Genomic DNA, 19,114 nt, shown 5'->3' with positions numbered 1-19,114 from the left:
GTGCGCTCATGGCTCATGCGGTACCGACACGCGGCACGGCCACCCAGGCGCCCACCGGAGCACCCGGCGGGCCGGGCACCCGTGACCGTACGACGACACCCGACGTCTTCGGCCCGCGGGCCCACCGGATGGCGAAGTGGGCGGTGCCCGTCGGGATCGGGCTGGTCTACGGCTACTGGGCCGCGTCCATCAGCCGCCGCGGCGGCCCCATCACCGGCTGGAACGTCCTGTTCGGCTTCCTGACCGTGCTCGCGTTCGTCGTCCTCTTCGCCGTGGTCCGGGCGGTCGCCGAGCGGCTGCCGCGCGAAGGACACGCGGCGCTGTGGGCGGCGTTCGCGGGCTGCGCGCTGGGATTCCTGTACTCCCGCAGCGGCGTGGCCGTCTTCACCTCCGTCGTCGTGTCCCTGCTGCTCGCGGCGGCGGTGTTCGCCTCCCTCTTCTACCGCTACTACACCCACGAGGACGCGCAGGGGCACCGCCGCGTCGACTGAGGTCCGCCGGCGCGGGTCCCGGGCGGTCGGGCGGAAGGGCGGAAGGGCGGTCGGGCGATCGGCCACGGCTGCCGTCCGCCCGTACACCGGTGCTTCCCCCATGGGAATACGACGGTGGCCAGGCGACCCGGCGACCCGGTGACCCGGTGACCCGGTGACCCGGTGACCCGGTGCCCTCCGGTCCCGCCCAACCGCCCGTTCGGCTCGTCATGGGCCGCCGAATGCAGTCACGCCGGTCGCCCCGACCGTCGCCGGGACCTTGCCTGGAAGGGTGCCCCCACGCCTGCGGACCGCCCTGTCCACCACCCTCATCGCCCTCGCCTGCCTGCTCGCGCCGTGCGGCACGCTGGCGGCCTGGGCGACGTACGGGCCGGGCGACACCGGGCGGTACGTCGCCGCCGTGGCGCCGCTCGCCGACGATCCAAACGTGCGCGACGCGGTCGCCGCCGCGGTGGGCGACCGCTTCTCGGAACAGGTCGCGGCCGGCCCCCTGCACGACTCCGTGCGGCTGTTCGCCCAGGACGCGACACGGTCGTTCACCCGGACCGAGGCCTTCCGCGAGGGCTGGGAGGCCGCCAACCGGACGGTGCACGAGGCCGTCCTGCGCGCGCTGCGGGACGAAGGGGCGCACGGCCGCGCGGTCACCGTCGACCTGGCCCCGGTCACCACACGCGTCAAGGACCGGCTCACCGAGGACGTGCCGTTCGCACGGCGCATCCCGGTCCGGCACACCGCGGTCACCGTGCTCCCGGCCCACGAGGTGGACCGGCTCAGGAAGGGCTACCACGTGCTCGACGTCGCCGCCTTCTGGCTGCCGCTCGCGGCCGTCGTCTTCGCGGTCACCGGCATCGCCGTCGCCGCGTGCCGCCGGCGCGCCGTCACCGCCGCCGGGGTCGGCACCGCCCTCGGCGGGGCGCTGCTCGCCCTCGCCGTCGTGGTCGGCCGCCGGCTCACCGTCGCCGAACTCCCCGGCGCGGTGGACGGCGCCGTGGACGGACCGGCCGCGGGCGCCGTCTACGACGCCCTCACCGAGACCCTGCGCACGGCCTCCTGGCTGCTCGTCGGCCTCGGCCTGGCGGTCGCCCTGGCCTCCTGGCTCACGGGACGCTACGGACGTCCGCGCCGCCGCCGGGCCCCGGCCGGCACCGCCGTCGACCCGGCCCCGCCCCGAGCCCGCCTCTGAGCCGCCCGCCGCCTCGTGAGCCTCCTGGCCGGCTGCCGCGCCGGGCGCAACTTTCCGCGCGCCGTTCCCGTCTTCGAGGGAGGATGCGGGCATCGCAGAGGCAGGCGTCGCGCCCGCGAGGGGAAGGCCGGGACTTGGACACCGACACGGCGACCGACCAGTGGACGGACTCCGGCGGGCGTCCGGCGCCCCGCCGCGCCGGACGGCGGTTCGCCCGAGGGTGCGCGGGGCTGCTGCTCGCCGGGGTGAGCGCGGTCGTCGGCTGCCGCCTCGCCGACAGCGACGGGGTCACGCCCGTACCGCAGCTGCTCGCCTTCCTGCCCTGGCTGCTCGTGCCGGCCGGGGCCGGGCTGCTGCTGACCCTGCTCACCCGGTGGTGGGCCGGCGCGGTGTGGGGCGTCACGCTGCTCGGACTGCTGGCGTGGTTCATCGAGCCCTACGGCAGGACCGGCGAGCCCGCCGGGCCGCCCGTCGCCGAGCTGCGGGTGCTGACCTCGAACGTCGAGTTCGGGCAGGGCACCGACGAGCTCGTCTCCGCCGTGCGGCGGACGAAGCCCGACCTCGTGTTCGTACAGGAGTGCGAATACGCGTGCGACGCGACACTGCGGCGCGAACTCGCCGCCGCCTATCCCCACCGGCAGGCCGTCGAGGGCGGCGGCTCCGAGGGGTCGGTCATCCTCAGCACTTACCCGCTGGAGGCCACCCCCGGGGTCCCCGGCACCATGGGCATGCCCGGCGCCGTGGCCGACGTGCGCGGCCACGCCGTACGGCTGCAGCTCGCCCACCCGATGCCACCGCTGCCGGACCAGGTCGGCCTCTGGCGCGAGGAGCTGGACGCCCTGCGCGACGCCGCCGCCGAGGACGGCGAGACCCCCACCGTCCTGGCCGGCGACTTCAACGCCTCCCAGGACCACGCCGCCTTCCGCCGCATCCTCGACACGGGGCTGAGCGACGCGGCCCGGCTGACCGGGGCCGACCGTACGGCCACCTGGCCGGCCCGGACCGCCCCGGCGTTCGGCGTGCAGATCGACCACGTCCTGGTGTCGGACGACTTCACCGCGCACCGCGCCCGGTTCCTGGACCTGGCCGACACCGACCACCGCGCCCTGGTCGTCGACCTCACGCTGCACGGGGCCGGCTGACACCGGCCCCGCTCCTAGGAGGCGCTCAGACGCCGATGTCGCGGCCGTCCGCGCGCCACACCGCCACGACCGCCGGGCGCACGAGCTTCCCCGGTCCGTCGGGCCAGGTGCTGGCCGGCTCCTCCACCGAGGCACCGTCGACCTCGCCCGGGTGCTGTACGGCGACCAGCAAACGCCGGTCCTGGATGAGCGGACCGCAGGTCTCCGCGCCGGTCGGCACGGTCAGGAACTGCTTCAGCTCACCGCGCCGGTCGCCCTTGGTCGCGACGCCGAAGAGGCCGTCGTGGCTGCCGAGGGCGTTGCCGTCGGTGGACAGCCACAGGTTGCCGTGGTCGTCGAAGGCCACGTTGTCGGGGCAGGAGATCGGGCTGACCCGGTCCTTCGGGAAGCCCGCGAAGTAGGTCGCCGGGTCCTCCGGGTCCCCGGCGACGAGGAACAGCGACCAGGCGAAGGACGTGGCGTCGGCCCGGTTCCAGCGCTCGGTCAGCTCCAGGACGTGCCCGTGCTTGTTGGCGTTGCGCGGGTTGGCCTCGTCCGCCTTGGCGCCCGAGCCGACCCCGCGGTTGGAGTTGTTGGTGAGGGCGACGTACACCTTGCCGGTCGTCGGAGACGGCTCGATGTCCTCGGGGCGGTCCATCTTCGTGGCGCCGACCTTGTCACCGGCCAGCCGCGTGAAGACGCACACCTCCTCGGCGGTCATGCCCTCGACGTGCGAGACGGCGCCGTCCTCGGTCGCGGTGACCAGCGGGATCCAGTGACCGCTGCCGTCGAACTCGCCGTCGGACGGCAGCTTGCCCGTGCCGTCGATCTCGATCGCCGGGGAGTCGCCGCTGAGCTTGGCGACGTAGAGGGTGCCCTCGTCGAGCAGCGACAGGTTGTGCTCGCGCGCCCAGCGGCTGGCGCCGTGCCGCATCCGCTTGCTGCCGACGAACTTGTAGAAGTAGTCGAACCGCTCGTCGTCGCCGGTGTAGACGACCGGACGCCCGTCGCGGGTCAGCCGCACGGTCGCCGCCTCGTGCTTGAAGCGGCCGAGCAGGGTGTGCTTGCGCGGGGTCGACTCCGGGTCGTACGGATCGAGTTCGACGACGTACCCGAAGCGGTGCACCTCGTTCGGCTCCTGGGCGACGTCGAAACGCTTGTCGAACCGCTCCCACTTGCGCTCGGTGGCGCCGGTGCCGATGCCGTACCGCTTGTCCGTCGCGCGGCTGCTGTGGGCGAAGTACTGGTTGAAGTTCTCCTCGCCGTGCAGCGTCGTGCCCCACGGCGTGGTGCCGCCGGAGCAGTTGTTGAGGGTGCCGAGCACCTTGCGGCCGCTGCGGTCGGCGGAGGTCTTCACCAGGTCGGACCCGGCGGCGGGCCCGGTCAGGCGGAACTCGGTGGTCGCGGTGACCCGCCGGTTGAGCCGGTGCCGGGAGACGGGCGTCAGCTTCCCGCTCCTGCGCTCCTCCTCCACGGCGACGACGGACAGCCCGTGCGCGGCCCAGGCGATCTCGACCTGCTCGCGCGTCGGGTTCTCGGGGTCGTAGCCGCGGAACATGAGCACCTCGTCGGTGTACTCGTGGTTGGCGACGAGGACCTGCCGGCCGTGCTCGCCCCGCAGCGGCAGCAGCGCGAGGAAGTCGTTGTTGTACCCGAACTGCCCGGCCTGCGCCTTGGCGGTCTGCCGCTCCGGGTCGAAGGCGGGCGCCCCGCGCAGGATGGGCTCGCCCCAGCGGATCACGACGTCCTGCCGGTACCCCTCCGGGACGGTGACGGCGTCGTCGGTGTTCGGGGCGACGGGCGTGAACCGCAGCCCGCGCGCACCCTCGTTCCGCGCCGGTTTCCCGTGGCCCCGGCCGGTCGTCGCCGGCGCGGCCTGCGCCGACGGTGCCCCGGCCACGCCCACCGCCCCGGCGCCCGCCGCGGCGACGGTGACGACGGCCGCGGCGCGCATCATGGAACGGCGGCTGAGGGCGCCGGCGATGACGTCGCCGACGTACTCGTTGGAGCTGGTGTTGGGCACCTCGTGGAAGCAGGCGTCACCACACCGGAAACGGCAGGTCATGGCGGACCGGCCGCCGGGATGCGAACCGGACGGCGTTCCGATCAACGGCAGCAGCTTGCGCACTGTGTTCTCCCCTGAGAAGCCCTTGGATGCCCTTGGTGTCAGCGCGACCGTAGGTGCACATACGTGCGGGAGACGGGCGCCGCGGTGAACGGCGGGTGAACCCGTGGCAGCCGGAGGGGAATTGCCGCGGCGTCTCGATCCCGTCTTGACGCGCCGATACTTTCGTGGCAGACCCTGCACAAGATCACAATCCAGGGCCGCTAACCTTACGTGTCCGTCCTGGCCAGGGATTGACGGGCATCAACTCACGCGAAGGGTTGCGCACATGGGCATTCTCACCTCTCTGCGGAACGTGTTCGGCCGGTCACGCAAAGACCGGACCGCCCAGGCGGAGGGTGCGACGCAGGAGACGGCACCGCCGGCCACCGCGCCGGAGCCGAAGCTCCCGTCCCAGCCCACCGCACCCCCGGAGCCGGCCGAGGCCCCGGACCGGGCGGAGACCGCCCAGGTCCCCGAGCCCCGCACGGCGGGCCTCTCCCCCGACGAGCACGAACTCGTCAAGGCCGCCTTCGCCAACGTCACGGTCCCGAAGCCGACGGAGTCCCCGGACCCCGCCCCGGAACCAGAACAGAAGGCCACCACCACCCCGGAACAGAAGCCCGAGACCCCCCAGCCCCCGAAGCCCGAGGCAGCACAGAAACCGGCACCCGAGGCAGCACAGGACCCGGCTCCCGAGACGCCCCAGAAGCCGAAGCCCGAGCCGGAGCCGGAGGCGGCCCAGAAGCCGAAGGCCGAGCCGGAGCCCAAGCCGGAGGCGGCCCAGAAGCCGGAACCCGAAGCAGCGCAGGAGCCGGAAGCCTCGGCAAAGCCGGAGCCGAAGACCGAACCGGAACCGGAGCGGGAGCCGAAGGCGGAGGCGGAACCCGAGCCCGAGACCAAGGCGAAGCCGGAGACCAAGGCGAAGCCGGAGGCCGAGGCAGAGCCGGAGCTCGCGGCGAAGGCGAAGCCGGAACAGAAGCCCCAGGCCGAAGCCGAGCCGGAGCCTGAGGCCAAGCCGGAGCCGGAGGCCGAGGCGAAGCCGGAGGCCGAGGCCAAGCCCGACCCGACCCCGTCCCCCGAACCCGCAGCCGCAGCCGCAGCCGCAGCCGCAGCCGCAACCGAATCCGCACCCGCACCCGCACCCGCACCCGCACCCGCACCCGCCGACGGCGAGGAAGCCCCACAGGGGCCACCCGCACCCGACGACGAAAGCAGCACGGGTGGTGCGGGTGGGAACACGGACGCCGAAGGCGAAGCCGAGGCGTCACCGGCCCCCCAGCCGGCCCCCCAGCCGGACCCGGAGCCGGACCCGGAGCCGGACCCGGACCCGGAGCCGGACCCGGAGCCGGAGACGGAGACCCCCAAACCCGCCACCCCCGCGGCGCGAATCCGCTCGCACGCCCCCGGCCTCACCACCGCCTACAAGGCCGCCGCCACCGCCCTCAAGAAGCACGACCTCACCGGCGCCCGCGCCAAGGTCCACCTCGTCCTCGACCGCTCCGCCTCCATGCGCCCGTACTACAAGGACGGCTCCGCCCAGGCCCTCGCCGAGCAGACCCTCGCCCTCGCCGCGCACCTGGACCCCGAGGCCGCGGTCCACGTCACCTTCTTCTCCACGGAGGTGGACGGCACCGGCGAGCTCACCCTCACCGAGCACGAGAACAAGATCGACGAGCTGCACGCGGCGCTCGGCCGCATGGGCCGCACCAGCTACCACGCCGCCGTGGAGGCCGTCCTCGCGCACCACGAGAAGGAGGCCCCCGGCACCCCCGCCCTGGTGGTCTTCCAGACCGACGGCGCCCCGGACGCCAAGACCCCGGCCACCCAGGCCCTGACGGACGCCGCGGCGAACCACCCGCACGTCCACTTCTCCTTCGTCGCGTTCGGTGACCCGGAGAACAAGGCCTTCGACTACCTCCGCAAGCTCAAGACGGGCAACGCGTCGCACTTCCTGGCCGGCGAGACCCCGAAGGAGCTCACCGACAAGGAGCTCTACGAGGGCGTACTGGCCGCCTGGCGCCCGTAGCCGCACCGCGCCACCACGAACAACCCTTCGGGGGGTGGACGGGGGAACCCCCGTCCACCCCCCGAAACGCGTGTGAGCCGATCTCCGGCGGACCAGTAGGATTTCGCCCATGGCGGCCACTGGAAACGAGAAGCAGGGGGCGAAGGCGTACTACGTCTCGACCCCCATCTACTACGTCAACGACGCTCCTCACCTGGGCCACGCCTATACGACCGTCGCAGGCGACGTGCTCACCCGCTGGCACCGCCAGCGCGGCGAGAAGGTGTGGTACCTCACCGGCACGGACGAGCACGGTCAGAAGATCATGCGTACGGCCGAGGCGAACGGGGTCACCCCGCAGGCCTGGGCCGACAAGCTCGTCACCGAGGCCTGGAAGCCCCTGTGGGAGCACCTGGAGATCGCGAACGACGACTTCATCCGCACCACGCAGAAGCGGCACACCGACCGCGTCCAGGAGTTCGTGCAGGACCTGTACGACAAGGACGAGATCTACAAGGGCGGCTACGAGGGCCCGTACTGCGTCGGCTGCGAGGAGTACAAGCTCCCCGGCGAGCTGCTCGACGGCGAGGGCGAGTACGCGGGGCAGAAGCTCTGCCCGATCCACAAGAAGCCGGTGGAGATCCTCAGTGAGGAGAACTACTTCTTCAAGCTGAGCGAGTACAGCGAGAAGCTGCTCGCCCACTACGAGGCCAACCCGGGCTTCATCCAGCCCGAGTCCGCGCGCAACGAGGTCGTGAACTTCGTCCGCCAGGGCCTCCAGGACCTCTCCATCTCCCGCTCGACCTTCGACTGGGGCGTCCCGGTCCCCTGGGACGACAAGCACGTCATCTACGTGTGGGTCGACGCCCTGCTGAACTACGCCACCGCGGTCGGCTACAACGAGAACCCGGAGAAGTTCGAGGCCACCTTCCCCGCCGACGTGCACCTGGTCGGCAAGGACATCCTCCGCTTCCACGCGATCATCTGGCCGGCGATGCTGATGGCCCAGGGCCTCCCGCTGCCCGGGAAGATCGCCGCGAACGGCTGGCTGATGGTCGGCGGCGAGAAGATGAGCAAGTCCAACCTGACCGGCATCAAGCCGCAGGACCTGACCTCGCACTTCGGCGTGGACGCGTACCGCTGGTACTTCCTGCGCGCGATCGCGTTCGGCCAGGACGGTTCCTTCTCCTGGGAGGACTTCTCCGCCCGCTACACCAGCGAGCTGGCCAACGACTACGGCAACCTCGCCTCCCGCGTCGCCGCCATGGTCGGCAAGTACTTCGGCGGCGAGCTGCCGGCCGCCACGGCCGACGGTGACGCGGAGAAGGCGATCCACGACGGCCTGACCAAGGCCGTCGCGGAGGCCGACCGGAAGATCGGCGAGGAGCTGGACTTCCAGGGCGGCATCCTGGCGGTCTTCGACTTCGTGAAGCAGGTCAACGGCTACATCACCGAGCAGGAACCCTGGAAGGTCGCCAAGGACGACTCGCCGGAGGGCAGGGCCCGCCTGGCGACGATCCTCTACACGGCCGCCGAGTCGCTCCGCGCCGTGGCCGTCCTGCTGAACCCGGTCATGCCGGACACCTCCCAGAAGCTCTGGGACTCCCTCGGCGCCGAAGCCTCCCTCGGCGGCCTCGCGGACCAGCGGGTCCAGGAGGCGGCGGACTGGGGCCGGCTGCCGGCCGGTTCGACGGTCACCAAGGGCGCGGTGCTCTTCCCTCGTCTCGAGGAGAAGCCGACCGCGTAACGCGCTCGCCACAGCGCGGGGCCCGGGAGAAGCAGCCCTTCTCCCGGGCCCCGCGTTTTGCGAGGATCGGACGAGCAACCAGCTCACACGGGGGGAGCCAGCCATGGCACTGTTCGGCAACGCGCACAGCATCGACCCGGCCCAGGCGCAGCAGGAGTACGCGCGACTGCTCGGCCACGGCGAGCAGGTACACGCCGCCTACCTGCTGATCCGCGACACCATCCTGTTCACCGACCGGCGACTGATCCTGGTCGACAAGCAGGGCATCACCGGCAAGAAGACCGAGTACCACTCGATCCCGTACCGCAGCATCACGCACTTCGCGGTCGAGACGGCCGGCACCTTCGACCTCGACGCCGAGCTGAAGATCTGGCTCTCCGGCTCCCAGGCCCCCATCCAGAAGACCTTCACCAAGGGCGTCGACATCTACGAGGTCCAGGCGATCCTCACCCAGTTCGTGGCGCGGTAGCACTACGGCAGCTCTTCAGCTCCCGGACGCGTACGCCACGAAGCCCGCCCACGCCTGCGCCGCCAACGCGAGGCGTGGGCTCGCGTCGCGGTACTTGGAGTCACGGACGTGGACGGTGCCGGGGGTGGCCGCCACCTCGACGCAGGAGTCGCCGTCAGGGCCACTGCTGTAGCTGCTCTTGAACCACGCCAGTGCGGAGGCGTCGCCAGCGGGGGCCTTGCCGATCATGTGTCTCCCAGGAGTTGCTCGATGAAGGCCAGCGACTCCCCAGGCGGGAAAGCCTGCGCCCGGATGGTGCCATAGCGAAGCTCAAGGATGCGAAGCTGCCTCGGGTCATACGTCGGGCGGCCGTTGAACGCCCCGTCGGAGCGCCCCACCGCCGTGCCGTCCTCGAACTTCAGCACCTCGATCCTGCCGCTCATGCCGGGGTGCGGTCCACTGTCCATCCGCATGACCTGGAGGGTGACGCTGTTCATCCGCCCCACCTCCAGCAAGCGTTCGAATTGCTGCCGTCGAACCATTGTGCCCCCAACCTTGCGCCGGAGCGTCCCCTCTTCCAGGACGAAGCTCAGCGCGGGCGCAGGAGACCGCTCGTACACAGTCTGCCGAGCGATACGGGCGGCTACTCGACGTTCCAGGTCCTCCGGCGTGTAGGCGGGCTGCCACGACTCAAGCAGCGCCCTGGTGTACTCCGGAGTCTGCAAGAGACCAGCGATGTTGCTGTTCTCGTACACCCCGATCTCGACCGCCCGCGCCTCCATCTGCGCAAGATCCCGCACCTTCTTCGGATACCGGACCTTCGCCACGTCCTCTTTCATGGCAGCGAGCAGCCCACCGGCCTCCAGCACCTCGTCGGCCATCTCCAGGTACTCCGGACGGGGAATCCGCTTCCCGCCCTCGATCTTGTAGACGAGATCCTCGCCGTACCCCACGGCCCTGCCGAAGTCACCGGCCCGCATCCCCACGGCCTCCCGGCGCAGCTTCAACTGCCGCCCCACGGTGGCGACCACCGCCACGCCCCAATCGTCGTCCGGGTCCACCTCCCACCCGGGCTCGTCAGCCTCGGTCCTGAGCTGTCGAACCTCACCGTCCACCGACATGCGCGCGCCCCTCCGTCGTACCGCCGTGTAACGGCCACGCCCTACCCGTACGCACCGCCCTGACAAGCCCGGACATCACCGGACAACTGACGGACAGTGACCGTACGCGACGGCGCCATCACTGAGGAACTCCGGAACGCGACGAGCCGGGTGCCGGTCCCACCGGCGCCCCCTGTGAACCACCAACTGGGGAGAAGCACCCCACCAAGCCCCTCCCCTCCCTCCCGTCGGGCGCGGTCACTCCCGAGAGTGAATATGCCAACTCGGCTGGATTCGGGACCGGTTGTCTGCCCTACGCTCAGCGGCGACACGACCACCAGACATGCGACGGCCCCCGCCGGGAGTGGCTTCCCGATGCGAGGGCCTGACCGCCAAGGAAGAAAAAGGCTTCCCCGATGGATGCACAGCACCCTAACGCGCCCATGCCCGCCACGTCCCGAACCCCGGACGAAGACCACCCCCACGAGCAGCCCCTCGCAGGCGTCGTCCACGACAACGTCCGCCACACCGAGAGCTTCACGGTGGTCGGCAACCACCTCGTCCAGCACGAGGAGCTGTCCCTGCTCGCCATCGGACTCTCCTGTTACATCCAGTCCGTGCGCCAGGGCACCTCCGTCGACATCAAGACCCTCGCCGCCCGCTTCCCCGAGGGCCCCACCCGCATCGCCGCCGGGCTGCGCGAGCTGGAGAAGCACGGCTACCTGCAACGCACGTGTACACGCACGTCCACCGGCCGGATCGTCACCCGCACGGTCTCCCGCAACAGGCCCGGACACAGCGCCGGCGGCGCACGGGAGACGGCATCCCGCTCTTCCGCCCGGCGCGCGGCCCAGGAGAAGCCGCCGCCGCGCAAGCGCCTCCCCGCCGTACCCCGGCCGTCGTGTCCCGCCCCCGCCCTCCTCCAGGCGGCCGTCGACGTCCTCACCGGCCTGCGCCGCCGCGACCCTCGGCTCCTCCTCTCCGCCACCGACGCCGAACACCTCGCCCCGGGCGTCGCCGCCTGGCTGGAGCGCGAGGTCACCCCCACCGCCGTACGCCACGCCCTGACCGAGAACCTGCCCAACGAGCCCCTGATCCGGCCCGCCGCCTTCCTCGCCCACCGCCTGACCGCCCAGCTGCCGCCCCCACCGCCGTTCCGGCCACCAGTTCCTTCGGCCGTCCCCGAGCCTCAGCACCCCCTCCAGACCTGCGACGGCTGCGACCGAGCCTTCCGCGCCCCCGTCCCAGGCCACTGCCGCGACTGCCGAACCGATCACCTGGAAAGCGCCTAGCATGAATTCGACGATCCTTGCCCGAGCCCGTGGGCACACCCGACGAGGAGCGAGCGCCATGACCATCGCACCCGACGACGCACAGCAGGGCGCCTCCCACCTCTACCGGGCCATGCGCGACTTCGTTCAGTCCTCGGACGACACGCTGCCCGGGAAGTTCGAGATCACCAAGGAAGGGATCGTCCACGACATGATGTCGCCCAGCGGTCGGCACGAGCTGACCACACTGCGGCTCCGGAAGCGCCTGGAAAAGGTGATGCCGGAAGAGATCGTGGCGCACACCGGTGAGCCGGACGTGGAGGACGAGCCCGAAGGCGTCATGCGGCGGCCCGATCTGATGGTGATCGCCGAGGAGGACATGGACATCGAGGGGTCGTTCGACCCTCGGTCGCTCATCGCTGCCGTCGAGGTCGTCTCCCGCTCCAACCCGAGCAACGACTGGGTGGGCAAAGTGCGCGACTACCCCCTGCTCGGCATCCCCGTCTACGCGGTCTTCGACCCCCGCACGGGCACCGGCGCCGTATTCACGGACATCCACACCACCCCCGACGGCCCCCGCTACGCCACTCGCAAGGACTTCGTCTACGGCGAGGACGTCACCATCGCCGACTGGACCATCCCGACCCAGAACCTGCCGCTCTACCGGGGCGAGGACCAGGCGTGACGACGACGAAGGGCCCGGCACCGGAGATCGATCCGGTGCCGGGCCCTACGCAGTGCCGTCGGCGGACTACTTCGGCTGCGGCTTGCGCACCGTCAGGTGCAGCTCCCTCAGCCGGGACTCGTCCAGCTCGGTCGGCGCGCCCATCATCAGGTCCTGGGCGTTGCCGTTGAGCGGGAAGGCGATGGTCTCGCGGATGTTGGGCTCGTCGGCCAGCAGCATGACGATGCGGTCGACGCCCGGGGCGATGCCGCCGTGCGGCGGGGCGCCGAAGCGGAACGCGCGGAGCATGCCGGCGAACTCGCGCTCGACGGTCTCGGCGTCGTAGCCCGCGATCTCGAAGGCCTTGAGCATGATGTCCGGCTCGTGGTTCCGGATGGCGCCGGAGGACAGCTCCACACCGTTGCAGACGATGTCGTACTGCCAGGCCAGGATGTCGAGGGGGTCCTGGTTCTCCAGGGCGTCCATCCCGCCCTGCGGCATCGAGAAGGGGTTGTGGGAGAAGTCGATCTTCCCCGTGTCCTCGTCCTTCTCGTACATCGGGAAGTCGACGATCCAGCAGAAGCGGAAGACGTTCTCCTCGAAGTGCCCGGCACGCTTGGCGGCCTCGACCCGCACCGCGCCCATGATCTTCGAGACCTCGTCGAACTCGCCCGCACCGAAGAACACCGCGTGGCCGGCGGCCAGGGAGAGGCGCTTGGTCAGCTCGGCGACGTTCTCCTCGGTGAGGAACTTCGCGATCGGGCCGCTCAGCGTGCCGTCCTCGCCGACGCGGACCCAGGCCAGGCCCTTGGCGCCCTGCGAGACGGCGTAGTCACCGAGCTGGTCGAAGAACTTGCGCGGCTGGCCCGAGACGTCCGGGACGGCCAGCGCGCGGACGTGCTTGCCGGCGAAGGCCTTGAACTCCGAGCCCTCGAAGACATCGGAGATGTCGACGAGCTCCAGCTTGGCGCGCAGGTCCGGCTTGTCGGAGCCGTACTTCAGCATCGCCTCGCGGAACGGGATGCGCGGGAAGGGCGAGGTCACCTCACGGCCGCCGCCGAACTCCGTGAACAGCTCCGTCATCAGCCGCTCGACCGGCTGGAAGACGTCCTCCTGCTCGACGAAGCTCATCTCGACGTCGAGCTGGTAGAACTCGCCCGGCGAGCGGTCGGCGCGGGCGTCCTCGTCGCGGAAGCAGGGCGCGATCTGGAAGTACCGGTCGAAGCCGGAGATCATCAGCAGCTGCTTGAACTGCTGCGGCGCCTGCGGCAGGGCGTAGAAGCGGCCCGCGTGCAGGCGCGAGGGCACGACGAAGTCGCGGGCGCCCTCGGGGGAGGTGGCGGTGAGGATGGGCGTCGCCATCTCGTTGAAGCCGAGGGCCACCATCTTGTGGCGGATGGCGGAGATGACCGCCGTGCGCAGCATGATGTTGCGGTGCATGCGCTCGCGGCGCAGGTCCAGGAAGCGGTACTCCAGGCGCCGCTCCTCGTTCACCCCGTCCTCGGTGTTGATGGTGAAGGGCAGCGGCTGGGCGGCGCCCAGCAGCTCGACCTCGCCCACCTCGACCTCGACCTCACCGGTCGGCAGCTCGGAGTTGATGTTGTCGGCGCCGCGGGAGACGACCTTGCCGTCGACCCGGACGGTCGACTCCTTCGTCAGCTTGTCGAGCGCCTCGTACGCCTCGGTGCCCGGACGGGCGACGAGCTGCGTGATGCCGTAGTGATCGCGCAGATCGATGAAGAGGATGCCGCCCAGGTCGCGCCGATTGTGCAGCCAGCCACTCAGTCGGACGTCGGTGCCGACGTCAGAGGAGCGGAGCTCGCCGCAGGTGTGGGACCTGTACCGATGCATCGTCGTTCATCCAGCCTTCGTGGATCGGGGATGGTGTTTCGCGTTTCACGTGAAACAACCCCAGCGTACCGGGGACCCACCGCTGCGTTCCTCCCCATAGGTGCCGAGGGGCGCCGGGAGGAGCGACCGGTGGCAGCGTGCGATCACCTGTTCTTACAGTGGGGCAATGCGCACCGGTGACCCCCTGCCCGAGGTGGGGGACCTCCTTGCCGCTCTCGCGACCGGCCTGTGGCAGTGGGACACCGCCACCGGGGAGGTCACGGTCGACGCGGAGGCCGCCCGGCTGCTCGGCTTGCCGACACGGTGCGCCGTGCTCACCGAGGCCCGGGTGCGGTCCCGGCTGCATCCCGTGGACTGGAACGAGATCACCGGTGTGATCCAGCTGGCCGCCACCGAGGGCACCCTCGCCGAGGTACGGATCCGGATCATGGACGAGCAGGGCCATGTCGTCCGCATCGTGCGCAGCCGCTCCAGGCCCTCGGTCGACCCCGTGCGCAAGGCCTACAAGCTGATCGGCACCCTCCAGGAGGTCGCCGAGCCGGCGCCGGGGACCCCCGCCGGACGCCGCGCGGTCACCGGCGACTGGCGCCGCTCCCGGGAGGCCTTCCTGCTGGACGCGGGCCGGGCACTGGCCGAGGCGCGGTCCACCGAAGAGGTGCTGCGGGTCGCGGCGGGCCTGTCGATGCCGGGGTTCTCGCCGGACGGGCTGGCGGTCTTCGGCGTCTCGGGCGACCGCCTGACGGTCATCGGCCACCACGGGCAGCCCGAGAACGACATGAACCCGTTCGTGAACATGCCCATGGAGACGGACTACCCGGCCGCCGAGGTGGTCCGCACCGGACGCGCCGTCTATCTCTCCTCCCCCGAGCAGTACCGCTCCCGCTACCCCCTCACCTGGCCGCTCGCCGAGCGCTTCGGCCGCCGTTCCTGGGCCTTCCTGCCGCTGACCGTCGCGGGACGCACCATGGGGGCGTGGATGGCCGCCTTCGCCTACCCGGTCGCGTTCACGCCGGACGAGCGGTCGGTGCTGACCACGGTGGCGCGGATGCTGGCGCAGGCCCTGTCCCGGGCGGGCGCCGCCGAGACCCAGCGGGAGCTGACGGACGGGCTGCAGCGCTCCATGCTGCCCGTGCTCGTCCCGGAGGTCCCGGGCATGGCCATCGCCGCCCGCTACGTCCCCACCGGCGGCGGCCTCCAGGTGGGCGGCGACTGGTACGACATGATCCCGCTGCCCGGCGGCCGCTTCGCCCTGGTCATCGGCGACGTCCAGGGTCACGACGTGCGCGCGGCCGGACTGATGGGCCAGCTGCGCATCGCCCTGCGCGCCTACGCCGCCGAGGGGCACCGTCCCGACGCGGTGCTCTCCCGCGCCTCCCACTTCTTCCACGGCCTCACCCAGGCCGACGACGACCCCGCCGACATGCGCTTCGCCACCTGCTACTACGCCGAGGTGGACCCGGCCACCGGCACCCTGGAGAGCGCCCGCGCCGGGCATCTGGACCCGGTGGTGCGCATGGCGGACGGGACGGCACTGATCCGGGCCACGGCGGGCGGGCTGCCGCTCGGTATCGACCCGGACTCCGACTACCCGACCACCCGGCTCGCCCTGGAGCCCGGGGACACCCTGATGCTGTGCACGGACGGCCTGGTCGAGACCGGCGGCCACGACCTGCACTCCGGCTGGGACCGGCTCCGCGTCATCCTGGAGCAGCACGACGGGGCCCTGGAGGAACTGGCCGACGCGCTGGTCCAGGCCGTGCACGGTCCCTCCTCGCACCACACCACGGGCCCGCTCGCCGACCGGCGCGAGGACGACATCGCCCTGCTGCTGCTGTGCCGGCAGGGCGAGGGCTGCGGCTGCGGGGACAGCCCCGTGCTCCGCACGCCCCTGCGCCGCACCATGCTCACGGTCGCCCAGGCCGAGCCGGAGCGGATCGCCACCGCCCGGCAGCACCTGCGGGACCTGCTGCACGACTGGCCCAGCGAGGAGCAGCGGGACGCGGCGGTGCTCCTGCTCTCCGAGATGCTGACGAACGTCCTGGTCCACACGGACGCCGACGCCCTGCTGGTCGCCGAGGTCACCGGGGAGCCGGGGGAACGGCGCATCCGGGTCGAGGTCACCGACAGCGGCGACGACCTGCCGCACAAACGCCGGCCGGGGGAGATGGCCTCCTCGGGGCGCGGCCTGATGCTGATCGAGCTGCTCGCCGACGCGTGGGGCGTCGCACCGCGCGGCGACGGCAAGAGCATCTGGTACGAGGTCTACGAGTCCACGGACCCCGAGGCCGGCCTCGGCCCGGGCGCGGAGGGCGGTCCCGAGGCCGCGTAACGGCCCTGGAGCTCGTGCACGACGCCGAAGGCGGCCGCGGTGAGCGGAACGGCGAGCAGCATCCCCAGGATGCCCGCCACCGACGCCCCCGCGGTGAGCGCCAGCAGCACGACGGCCGGGTGCATCTGCACGGTCCGGCTCTGGACCATCGGCTGGAGCACGTGTCCCTCCAGCACCTGCACGGCCAGCACCACGCCGAGCGCCCACAGCGCGATGACGAACCCGCGGTCGGCCAGCGCGACCAGGATCGCCACGGTCCCGGAGATGAAGGCGCCGAGGTAGGGGATGTAGGCGCCGACGAAGACCAGCGCCCCGAGTCCGACCGCACCGGGGACGCGCAGGACGAGCAGCCCGACGGTGATGCAGACCGCGTCGATGAGGGCGATGAGGGTGGTGCCCCGCATGAAGCCCTCGACGGCCCCGAAGGCCCGCCGGGCCATCGCCTCCACCATGTCGGCGCTGTGCCGCGGCGAGAGGGCCCGCACCGTGCCGACGGCCCGGTCGGAGTCGCGCAGGAAGAAGAAGACGAGCAGCAGCGCGAGCACGGCCATGGCGATCATCTCGCCGACGACGCTGATCCCGGTGACCACGCCGGAGGCGGCCGTACCGCCGAACTTCCCGAGCAGCTCGCGCGCGTTGGACGCCATGTCGTCCAGCGAGGTCCCGGCCGCCCCGAAGTGGTCGGCGATGTCCCGCGCCGCGCTGCGCACCGAGGCGACGATCTGGTCACCGGTCTCGATGAGCGCGGAGACGACGATGTACACGGCCCCGCCGACCACGGCGACGACGGCGACGCAGGTGAGCCCGGCGGCCAGCGACCGCTGGACGTGCGCTTTCACCAGCCGCCGGTGCAACGGGCGGAGCAGGGCCGTGCCGAGCAGTGCGAGCAGCGCCGGCGTCACGGCGGTGCGCAGTTCGACGCAGAGCCGGATCGCGACGTAGACGACCCCGCTGGCGAGCAGGATGACGGCGCACCAGGCGGCGAACCGACGCACCGGACCGGGAAGCAGCTGCACTCCACCAGCCGATCACGCACCGGGCGGGCTGTCCTGCGCGGACCGCCCGCCCGGGTGACGCGGTGTCAGCGTGACGTGCTGTCAGCCGGGGCCGGTGTCAGGCCTCGGGCCCCGCCGCCGACATGCCGTGCACGGCCGGGACCGTGCCGAGCCGTCCCTTCTGGAAGTCCTCGAAGGCCTGCATCAGCTCGTCCTTGGTGTTCATGACGAACGGACCGTAGTGCGCCATCGGCTCCCGGATCGGCTGTCCGCCGAGGAGCACGACCTCCAGGTCGGGGGTGTGCGCGTCCTGCTTGTCGTCCGCGCGGACGGTCAGCGAGCCCCCGGCGCCGAAGACCGCGGTCTGGCCCAGGTGGATCGGCCGCCGCTCGGCGCCGACCGATCCGCGGCCGGCCATCACGTACGCCAGGCCGTTGAAGTCCTCCCGCCACGGCAGGGTCACCTCGGCGCCGGGCGCGAGGGTCGCGTGGACCATCGTGATCGGCGTGTGCGTGATCCCGGGGCCGTCGTGGCCGTCCAGCTCGCCGGCGATGACCCGCAGCAGCGCGCCGCCGTCGGGGGAGGTGAGCAGCTGGACCGATCCGCTGCGGATGTCCTGGTACCGGGGGGCCATCATCTTGTCCTTGGCCGGGAGGTTCACCCACAGCTGGAGGCCGTGGAAGAGCCCGCCGGACATGACCAGCTGCTCCGGCGGCGCCTCGATGTGCAGCAGGCCGGAGCCCGCCGTCATCCACTGCGTGTCGCCGTTGGTGATGGTGCCGCCACCGCCGTTGGAGTCCTGGTGGTCGAAGATCCCGTCGATGATGTAGGTGACGGTCTCGAAGCCGCGGTGCGGGTGCCAGGGCGTGCCCTTGGGCTCCCCGGGCGCGTACTCCACCTCACCCATCTGGTCCATCATGATGAACGGGTCGAGATGGCGGTAGTTGATCCCGGCGAACGCGCGGCGCACCGGGAAGCCCTCACCCTCGAAACCGCTGGGCGCGGTCGTCACGGTGAGCACGGGACGTGCGACGGCGTCGGCGGACGCGGATACGCGGGGCAGCGTCAACGGGTTCTCGACGGTCACGGCAGGCATGTCGACCTCCTCGGGCGGTGTGCGGTTCACTTTAGTTGAGCGTTGAACTTCTTGTCACCTGGAACCACGAAAGCCCGGAGGGCATTCCCTCCGGGCTCGCGGTATCCGCGGTCGCGTACGGCCGCCTGTGGGGCAAGACGTCTAGCCGTACATCCGGCGCATCGCGAAATCGACCATCTGTTCGACTGCCTTGGCGTCGAACACCATCCGGTGCTCGCCCTCCATGTCCAGCACGAAGCCGTAGCCGGTGGGCAGCAGGTCGATCACCTCCGCGCCGGTGATCACGAAGTACTTGGACTCCTTGCCCGCGTACCGGCGCAGCTCCTTGAGGCCGGTGAACATCGGGATCACGGGCTGCTGGGTGTTGTGCAGCGCGAGGAAGCCCGGGTTGTCGCCGCGCGGGCAGTAGACCTTCGAGGTGGCGAAGATCTGCTGGAAGTCCTCGGCGGACATCTGGCCCGTGGTGAAGGCGCGCACCGCGTCCGCGAGCGAGGGCGGGGACGGCTCGGGGTACAGCGGCGGCTGCTGTCCGTACCCGCCGGACATCGGCTGCTGCGGCGGGGCGTACTGCTGCTGCTGAGGACCCGCGGTCTGGTCGTAGCCGTACATGCCGCACAGACTAACGAGTAACGAGTCACAGATGACCCGCTCGGGGTTGCTTCTTATTACCGACGGGTAGCATCATCGTAGCTACTGCTTGGTACGC

At 71.4% G+C, this 19,114-nt stretch carries 16 protein-coding genes; 9 read left to right on the top strand and 7 right to left on the bottom strand.

All coding sequences use genetic code 11. The features are described from left to right. Positions 1-8 precede the first annotated feature (8 nt). The 3 genes from SAM23877_RS18375 to SAM23877_RS18365 all read left to right on the top strand — a co-directional run bounded on the left by SAM23877_RS18375 (position 9) and on the right by SAM23877_RS18365 (position 2,816). On the top strand, positions 9-491 hold the full coding sequence (locus tag SAM23877_RS18375) for a hypothetical protein (RefSeq protein ID WP_053134217.1): 483 nt from the start codon (positions 9-11) through the stop codon (positions 489-491). 271 nt (positions 492-762) lie between these two features. Next, entirely contained in the window at positions 763-1,674 is a 912-nt protein-coding gene (locus SAM23877_RS18370) for a hypothetical protein (RefSeq protein ID WP_053134214.1), read from the top strand. Between the two features lie 83 nt (positions 1,675-1,757). Beyond that, complete coding sequence (locus SAM23877_RS18365) at positions 1,758-2,816, top strand: endonuclease/exonuclease/phosphatase family protein (RefSeq protein WP_079030282.1); 1,059 nt, start codon at positions 1,758-1,760, stop codon at positions 2,814-2,816. Between the two features lie 25 nt (positions 2,817-2,841). Here the strand turns inward: SAM23877_RS18365 and SAM23877_RS18360 are convergent, their stop codons facing one another. Then, positions 2,842-4,923, bottom strand: coding sequence for a PhoX family protein (locus SAM23877_RS18360; RefSeq protein ID WP_053134208.1), 2,082 nt, complete (start codon positions 4,921-4,923; stop codon positions 2,842-2,844). A 265-nt stretch (positions 4,924-5,188) separates the two neighbouring features. Between SAM23877_RS18360 and SAM23877_RS18355 the strand changes: the two genes are divergently transcribed. The 3 genes from SAM23877_RS18355 to SAM23877_RS18345 all read left to right on the top strand — a co-directional run bounded on the left by SAM23877_RS18355 (position 5,189) and on the right by SAM23877_RS18345 (position 9,123). After that, entirely contained in the window at positions 5,189-6,928 is a 1,740-nt protein-coding gene (locus tag SAM23877_RS18355; RefSeq protein ID WP_053134204.1) for a VWA domain-containing protein, read from the top strand. Between the two features lie 109 nt (positions 6,929-7,037). After that, positions 7,038-8,654 (top strand): methionine--tRNA ligase, encoded by a 1,617-nt coding sequence (gene metG / locus SAM23877_RS18350; protein ID WP_053134201.1) that lies wholly within the window; start codon positions 7,038-7,040, stop codon positions 8,652-8,654. A 103-nt stretch (positions 8,655-8,757) separates the two neighbouring features. Continuing rightward, on the top strand, positions 8,758-9,123 hold the full coding sequence (locus tag SAM23877_RS18345) for a PH domain-containing protein (protein WP_053134196.1): 366 nt from the start codon (positions 8,758-8,760) through the stop codon (positions 9,121-9,123). A 15-nt stretch (positions 9,124-9,138) separates the two neighbouring features. Here SAM23877_RS18345 and SAM23877_RS18340 read toward each other — a convergent pair whose 3' ends face one another. Together SAM23877_RS18340 and SAM23877_RS18335 are read right to left on the bottom strand one after the other, a co-directional pair. Next, positions 9,139-9,351 (bottom strand): DUF397 domain-containing protein, encoded by a 213-nt coding sequence (locus tag SAM23877_RS18340; protein ID WP_053134193.1) that lies wholly within the window; start codon positions 9,349-9,351, stop codon positions 9,139-9,141. Beyond that, complete coding sequence (locus tag SAM23877_RS18335) at positions 9,348-10,223, bottom strand: helix-turn-helix domain-containing protein (protein WP_053134191.1); 876 nt, start codon at positions 10,221-10,223, stop codon at positions 9,348-9,350. The genes SAM23877_RS18340 and SAM23877_RS18335 overlap by 4 nt, the downstream gene beginning before the upstream one ends. A gap of 422 nt (positions 10,224-10,645) precedes the next feature. Here SAM23877_RS18335 and SAM23877_RS18330 point away from each other — a divergent pair, with 422 nt between their 5' ends. Then, positions 10,646-11,494 carry a helix-turn-helix domain-containing protein gene (locus tag SAM23877_RS18330; RefSeq protein ID WP_244902961.1) on the top strand — a complete coding sequence of 283 codons (849 nt, stop codon included), beginning with the start codon at positions 10,646-10,648 and terminating at the stop codon, positions 11,492-11,494. A 58-nt stretch (positions 11,495-11,552) separates the two neighbouring features. After that, positions 11,553-12,158: a Uma2 family endonuclease gene (locus SAM23877_RS18325; RefSeq protein WP_053134185.1), complete on the top strand. Its 606-nt coding sequence runs from the start codon at positions 11,553-11,555 to the stop codon at positions 12,156-12,158. Between the two features lie 66 nt (positions 12,159-12,224). On the opposite strand, the gene aspS is transcribed toward SAM23877_RS18325, so the two are convergent. Next, positions 12,225-13,988 carry an aspartate--tRNA ligase gene (aspS, locus tag SAM23877_RS18320; protein ID WP_053134182.1) on the bottom strand — a complete coding sequence of 588 codons (1,764 nt, stop codon included), beginning with the start codon at positions 13,986-13,988 and terminating at the stop codon, positions 12,225-12,227. A 166-nt stretch (positions 13,989-14,154) separates the two neighbouring features. Between aspS and SAM23877_RS18315 the strand changes: the two genes are divergently transcribed. After that, positions 14,155-16,317, top strand: a complete 2,163-nt coding sequence (locus SAM23877_RS18315) for a SpoIIE family protein phosphatase (protein ID WP_053134178.1) — start codon at positions 14,155-14,157, stop codon at positions 16,315-16,317. Here the strand turns inward: SAM23877_RS18315 and SAM23877_RS18310 are convergent. The 3 genes from SAM23877_RS18310 to SAM23877_RS18300 form a co-directional block, all read right to left on the bottom strand. Then, positions 16,251-17,333: an AI-2E family transporter gene (locus SAM23877_RS18310; protein WP_053134176.1), complete on the bottom strand. Its 1,083-nt coding sequence runs from the start codon at positions 17,331-17,333 to the stop codon at positions 16,251-16,253. The two genes, SAM23877_RS18315 and SAM23877_RS18310, sit on opposite strands and share 67 nt — an antisense overlap. 97 nt (positions 17,334-17,430) lie before the next feature. Beyond that, on the bottom strand, positions 17,431-18,408 hold the full coding sequence (locus SAM23877_RS18305) for a pirin family protein (RefSeq protein WP_053134172.1): 978 nt from the start codon (positions 18,406-18,408) through the stop codon (positions 17,431-17,433). Positions 18,409-18,549: 141 nt separating this feature from the next. Then, complete coding sequence (locus SAM23877_RS18300) at positions 18,550-19,017, bottom strand: SseB family protein (RefSeq protein WP_053134171.1); 468 nt, start codon at positions 19,015-19,017, stop codon at positions 18,550-18,552. Positions 19,018-19,114 lie beyond the last annotated feature (97 nt).

Origin of the sequence: Streptomyces ambofaciens ATCC 23877 (assembly GCF_001267885.1) — a bacterium.
Classification (GTDB): domain Bacteria; phylum Actinomycetota; class Actinomycetes; order Streptomycetales; family Streptomycetaceae; genus Streptomyces; species Streptomyces ambofaciens.
Note: the sequence above shows the minus strand (reverse complement) of the source record. Positions and strands in the feature narration are given on the sequence as shown.

Excerpts from the sequence above, each read along its gene's own strand:
- SAM23877_RS18330 (WP_244902961.1), top strand. The coding sequence starts at position 10,646 with ATGCCCGCCACGTCCCGAACCCCGGACGAAGACCACCCCCACGAGCAG.
- SAM23877_RS18340 (WP_053134193.1), bottom strand. The coding sequence starts at position 9,351 with ATGATCGGCAAGGCCCCCGCTGGCGACGCCTCCGCACTGGCGTGGTTC.
- SAM23877_RS18325 (WP_053134185.1), top strand. The coding sequence starts at position 11,553 with ATGACCATCGCACCCGACGACGCACAGCAGGGCGCCTCCCACCTCTAC.
- SAM23877_RS18375 (WP_053134217.1), top strand. The coding sequence starts at position 9 with ATGGCTCATGCGGTACCGACACGCGGCACGGCCACCCAGGCGCCCACC.
- SAM23877_RS18300 (WP_053134171.1), bottom strand. The coding sequence starts at position 19,017 with ATGTACGGCTACGACCAGACCGCGGGTCCTCAGCAGCAGCAGTACGCC.
- SAM23877_RS18335 (WP_053134191.1), bottom strand. The coding sequence starts at position 10,223 with ATGTCGGTGGACGGTGAGGTTCGACAGCTCAGGACCGAGGCTGACGAG.
- SAM23877_RS18365 (WP_079030282.1), top strand. The coding sequence starts at position 1,758 with ATGCGGGCATCGCAGAGGCAGGCGTCGCGCCCGCGAGGGGAAGGCCGG.
- metG (WP_053134201.1), top strand. The coding sequence starts at position 7,038 with ATGGCGGCCACTGGAAACGAGAAGCAGGGGGCGAAGGCGTACTACGTC.
- SAM23877_RS18345 (WP_053134196.1), top strand. The coding sequence starts at position 8,758 with ATGGCACTGTTCGGCAACGCGCACAGCATCGACCCGGCCCAGGCGCAG.
- SAM23877_RS18315 (WP_053134178.1), top strand. The coding sequence starts at position 14,155 with ATGCGCACCGGTGACCCCCTGCCCGAGGTGGGGGACCTCCTTGCCGCT.
- aspS (WP_053134182.1), bottom strand. The coding sequence starts at position 13,988 with ATGCATCGGTACAGGTCCCACACCTGCGGCGAGCTCCGCTCCTCTGAC.
- SAM23877_RS18355 (WP_053134204.1), top strand. The coding sequence starts at position 5,189 with ATGGGCATTCTCACCTCTCTGCGGAACGTGTTCGGCCGGTCACGCAAA.
- SAM23877_RS18305 (WP_053134172.1), bottom strand. The coding sequence starts at position 18,408 with ATGCCTGCCGTGACCGTCGAGAACCCGTTGACGCTGCCCCGCGTATCC.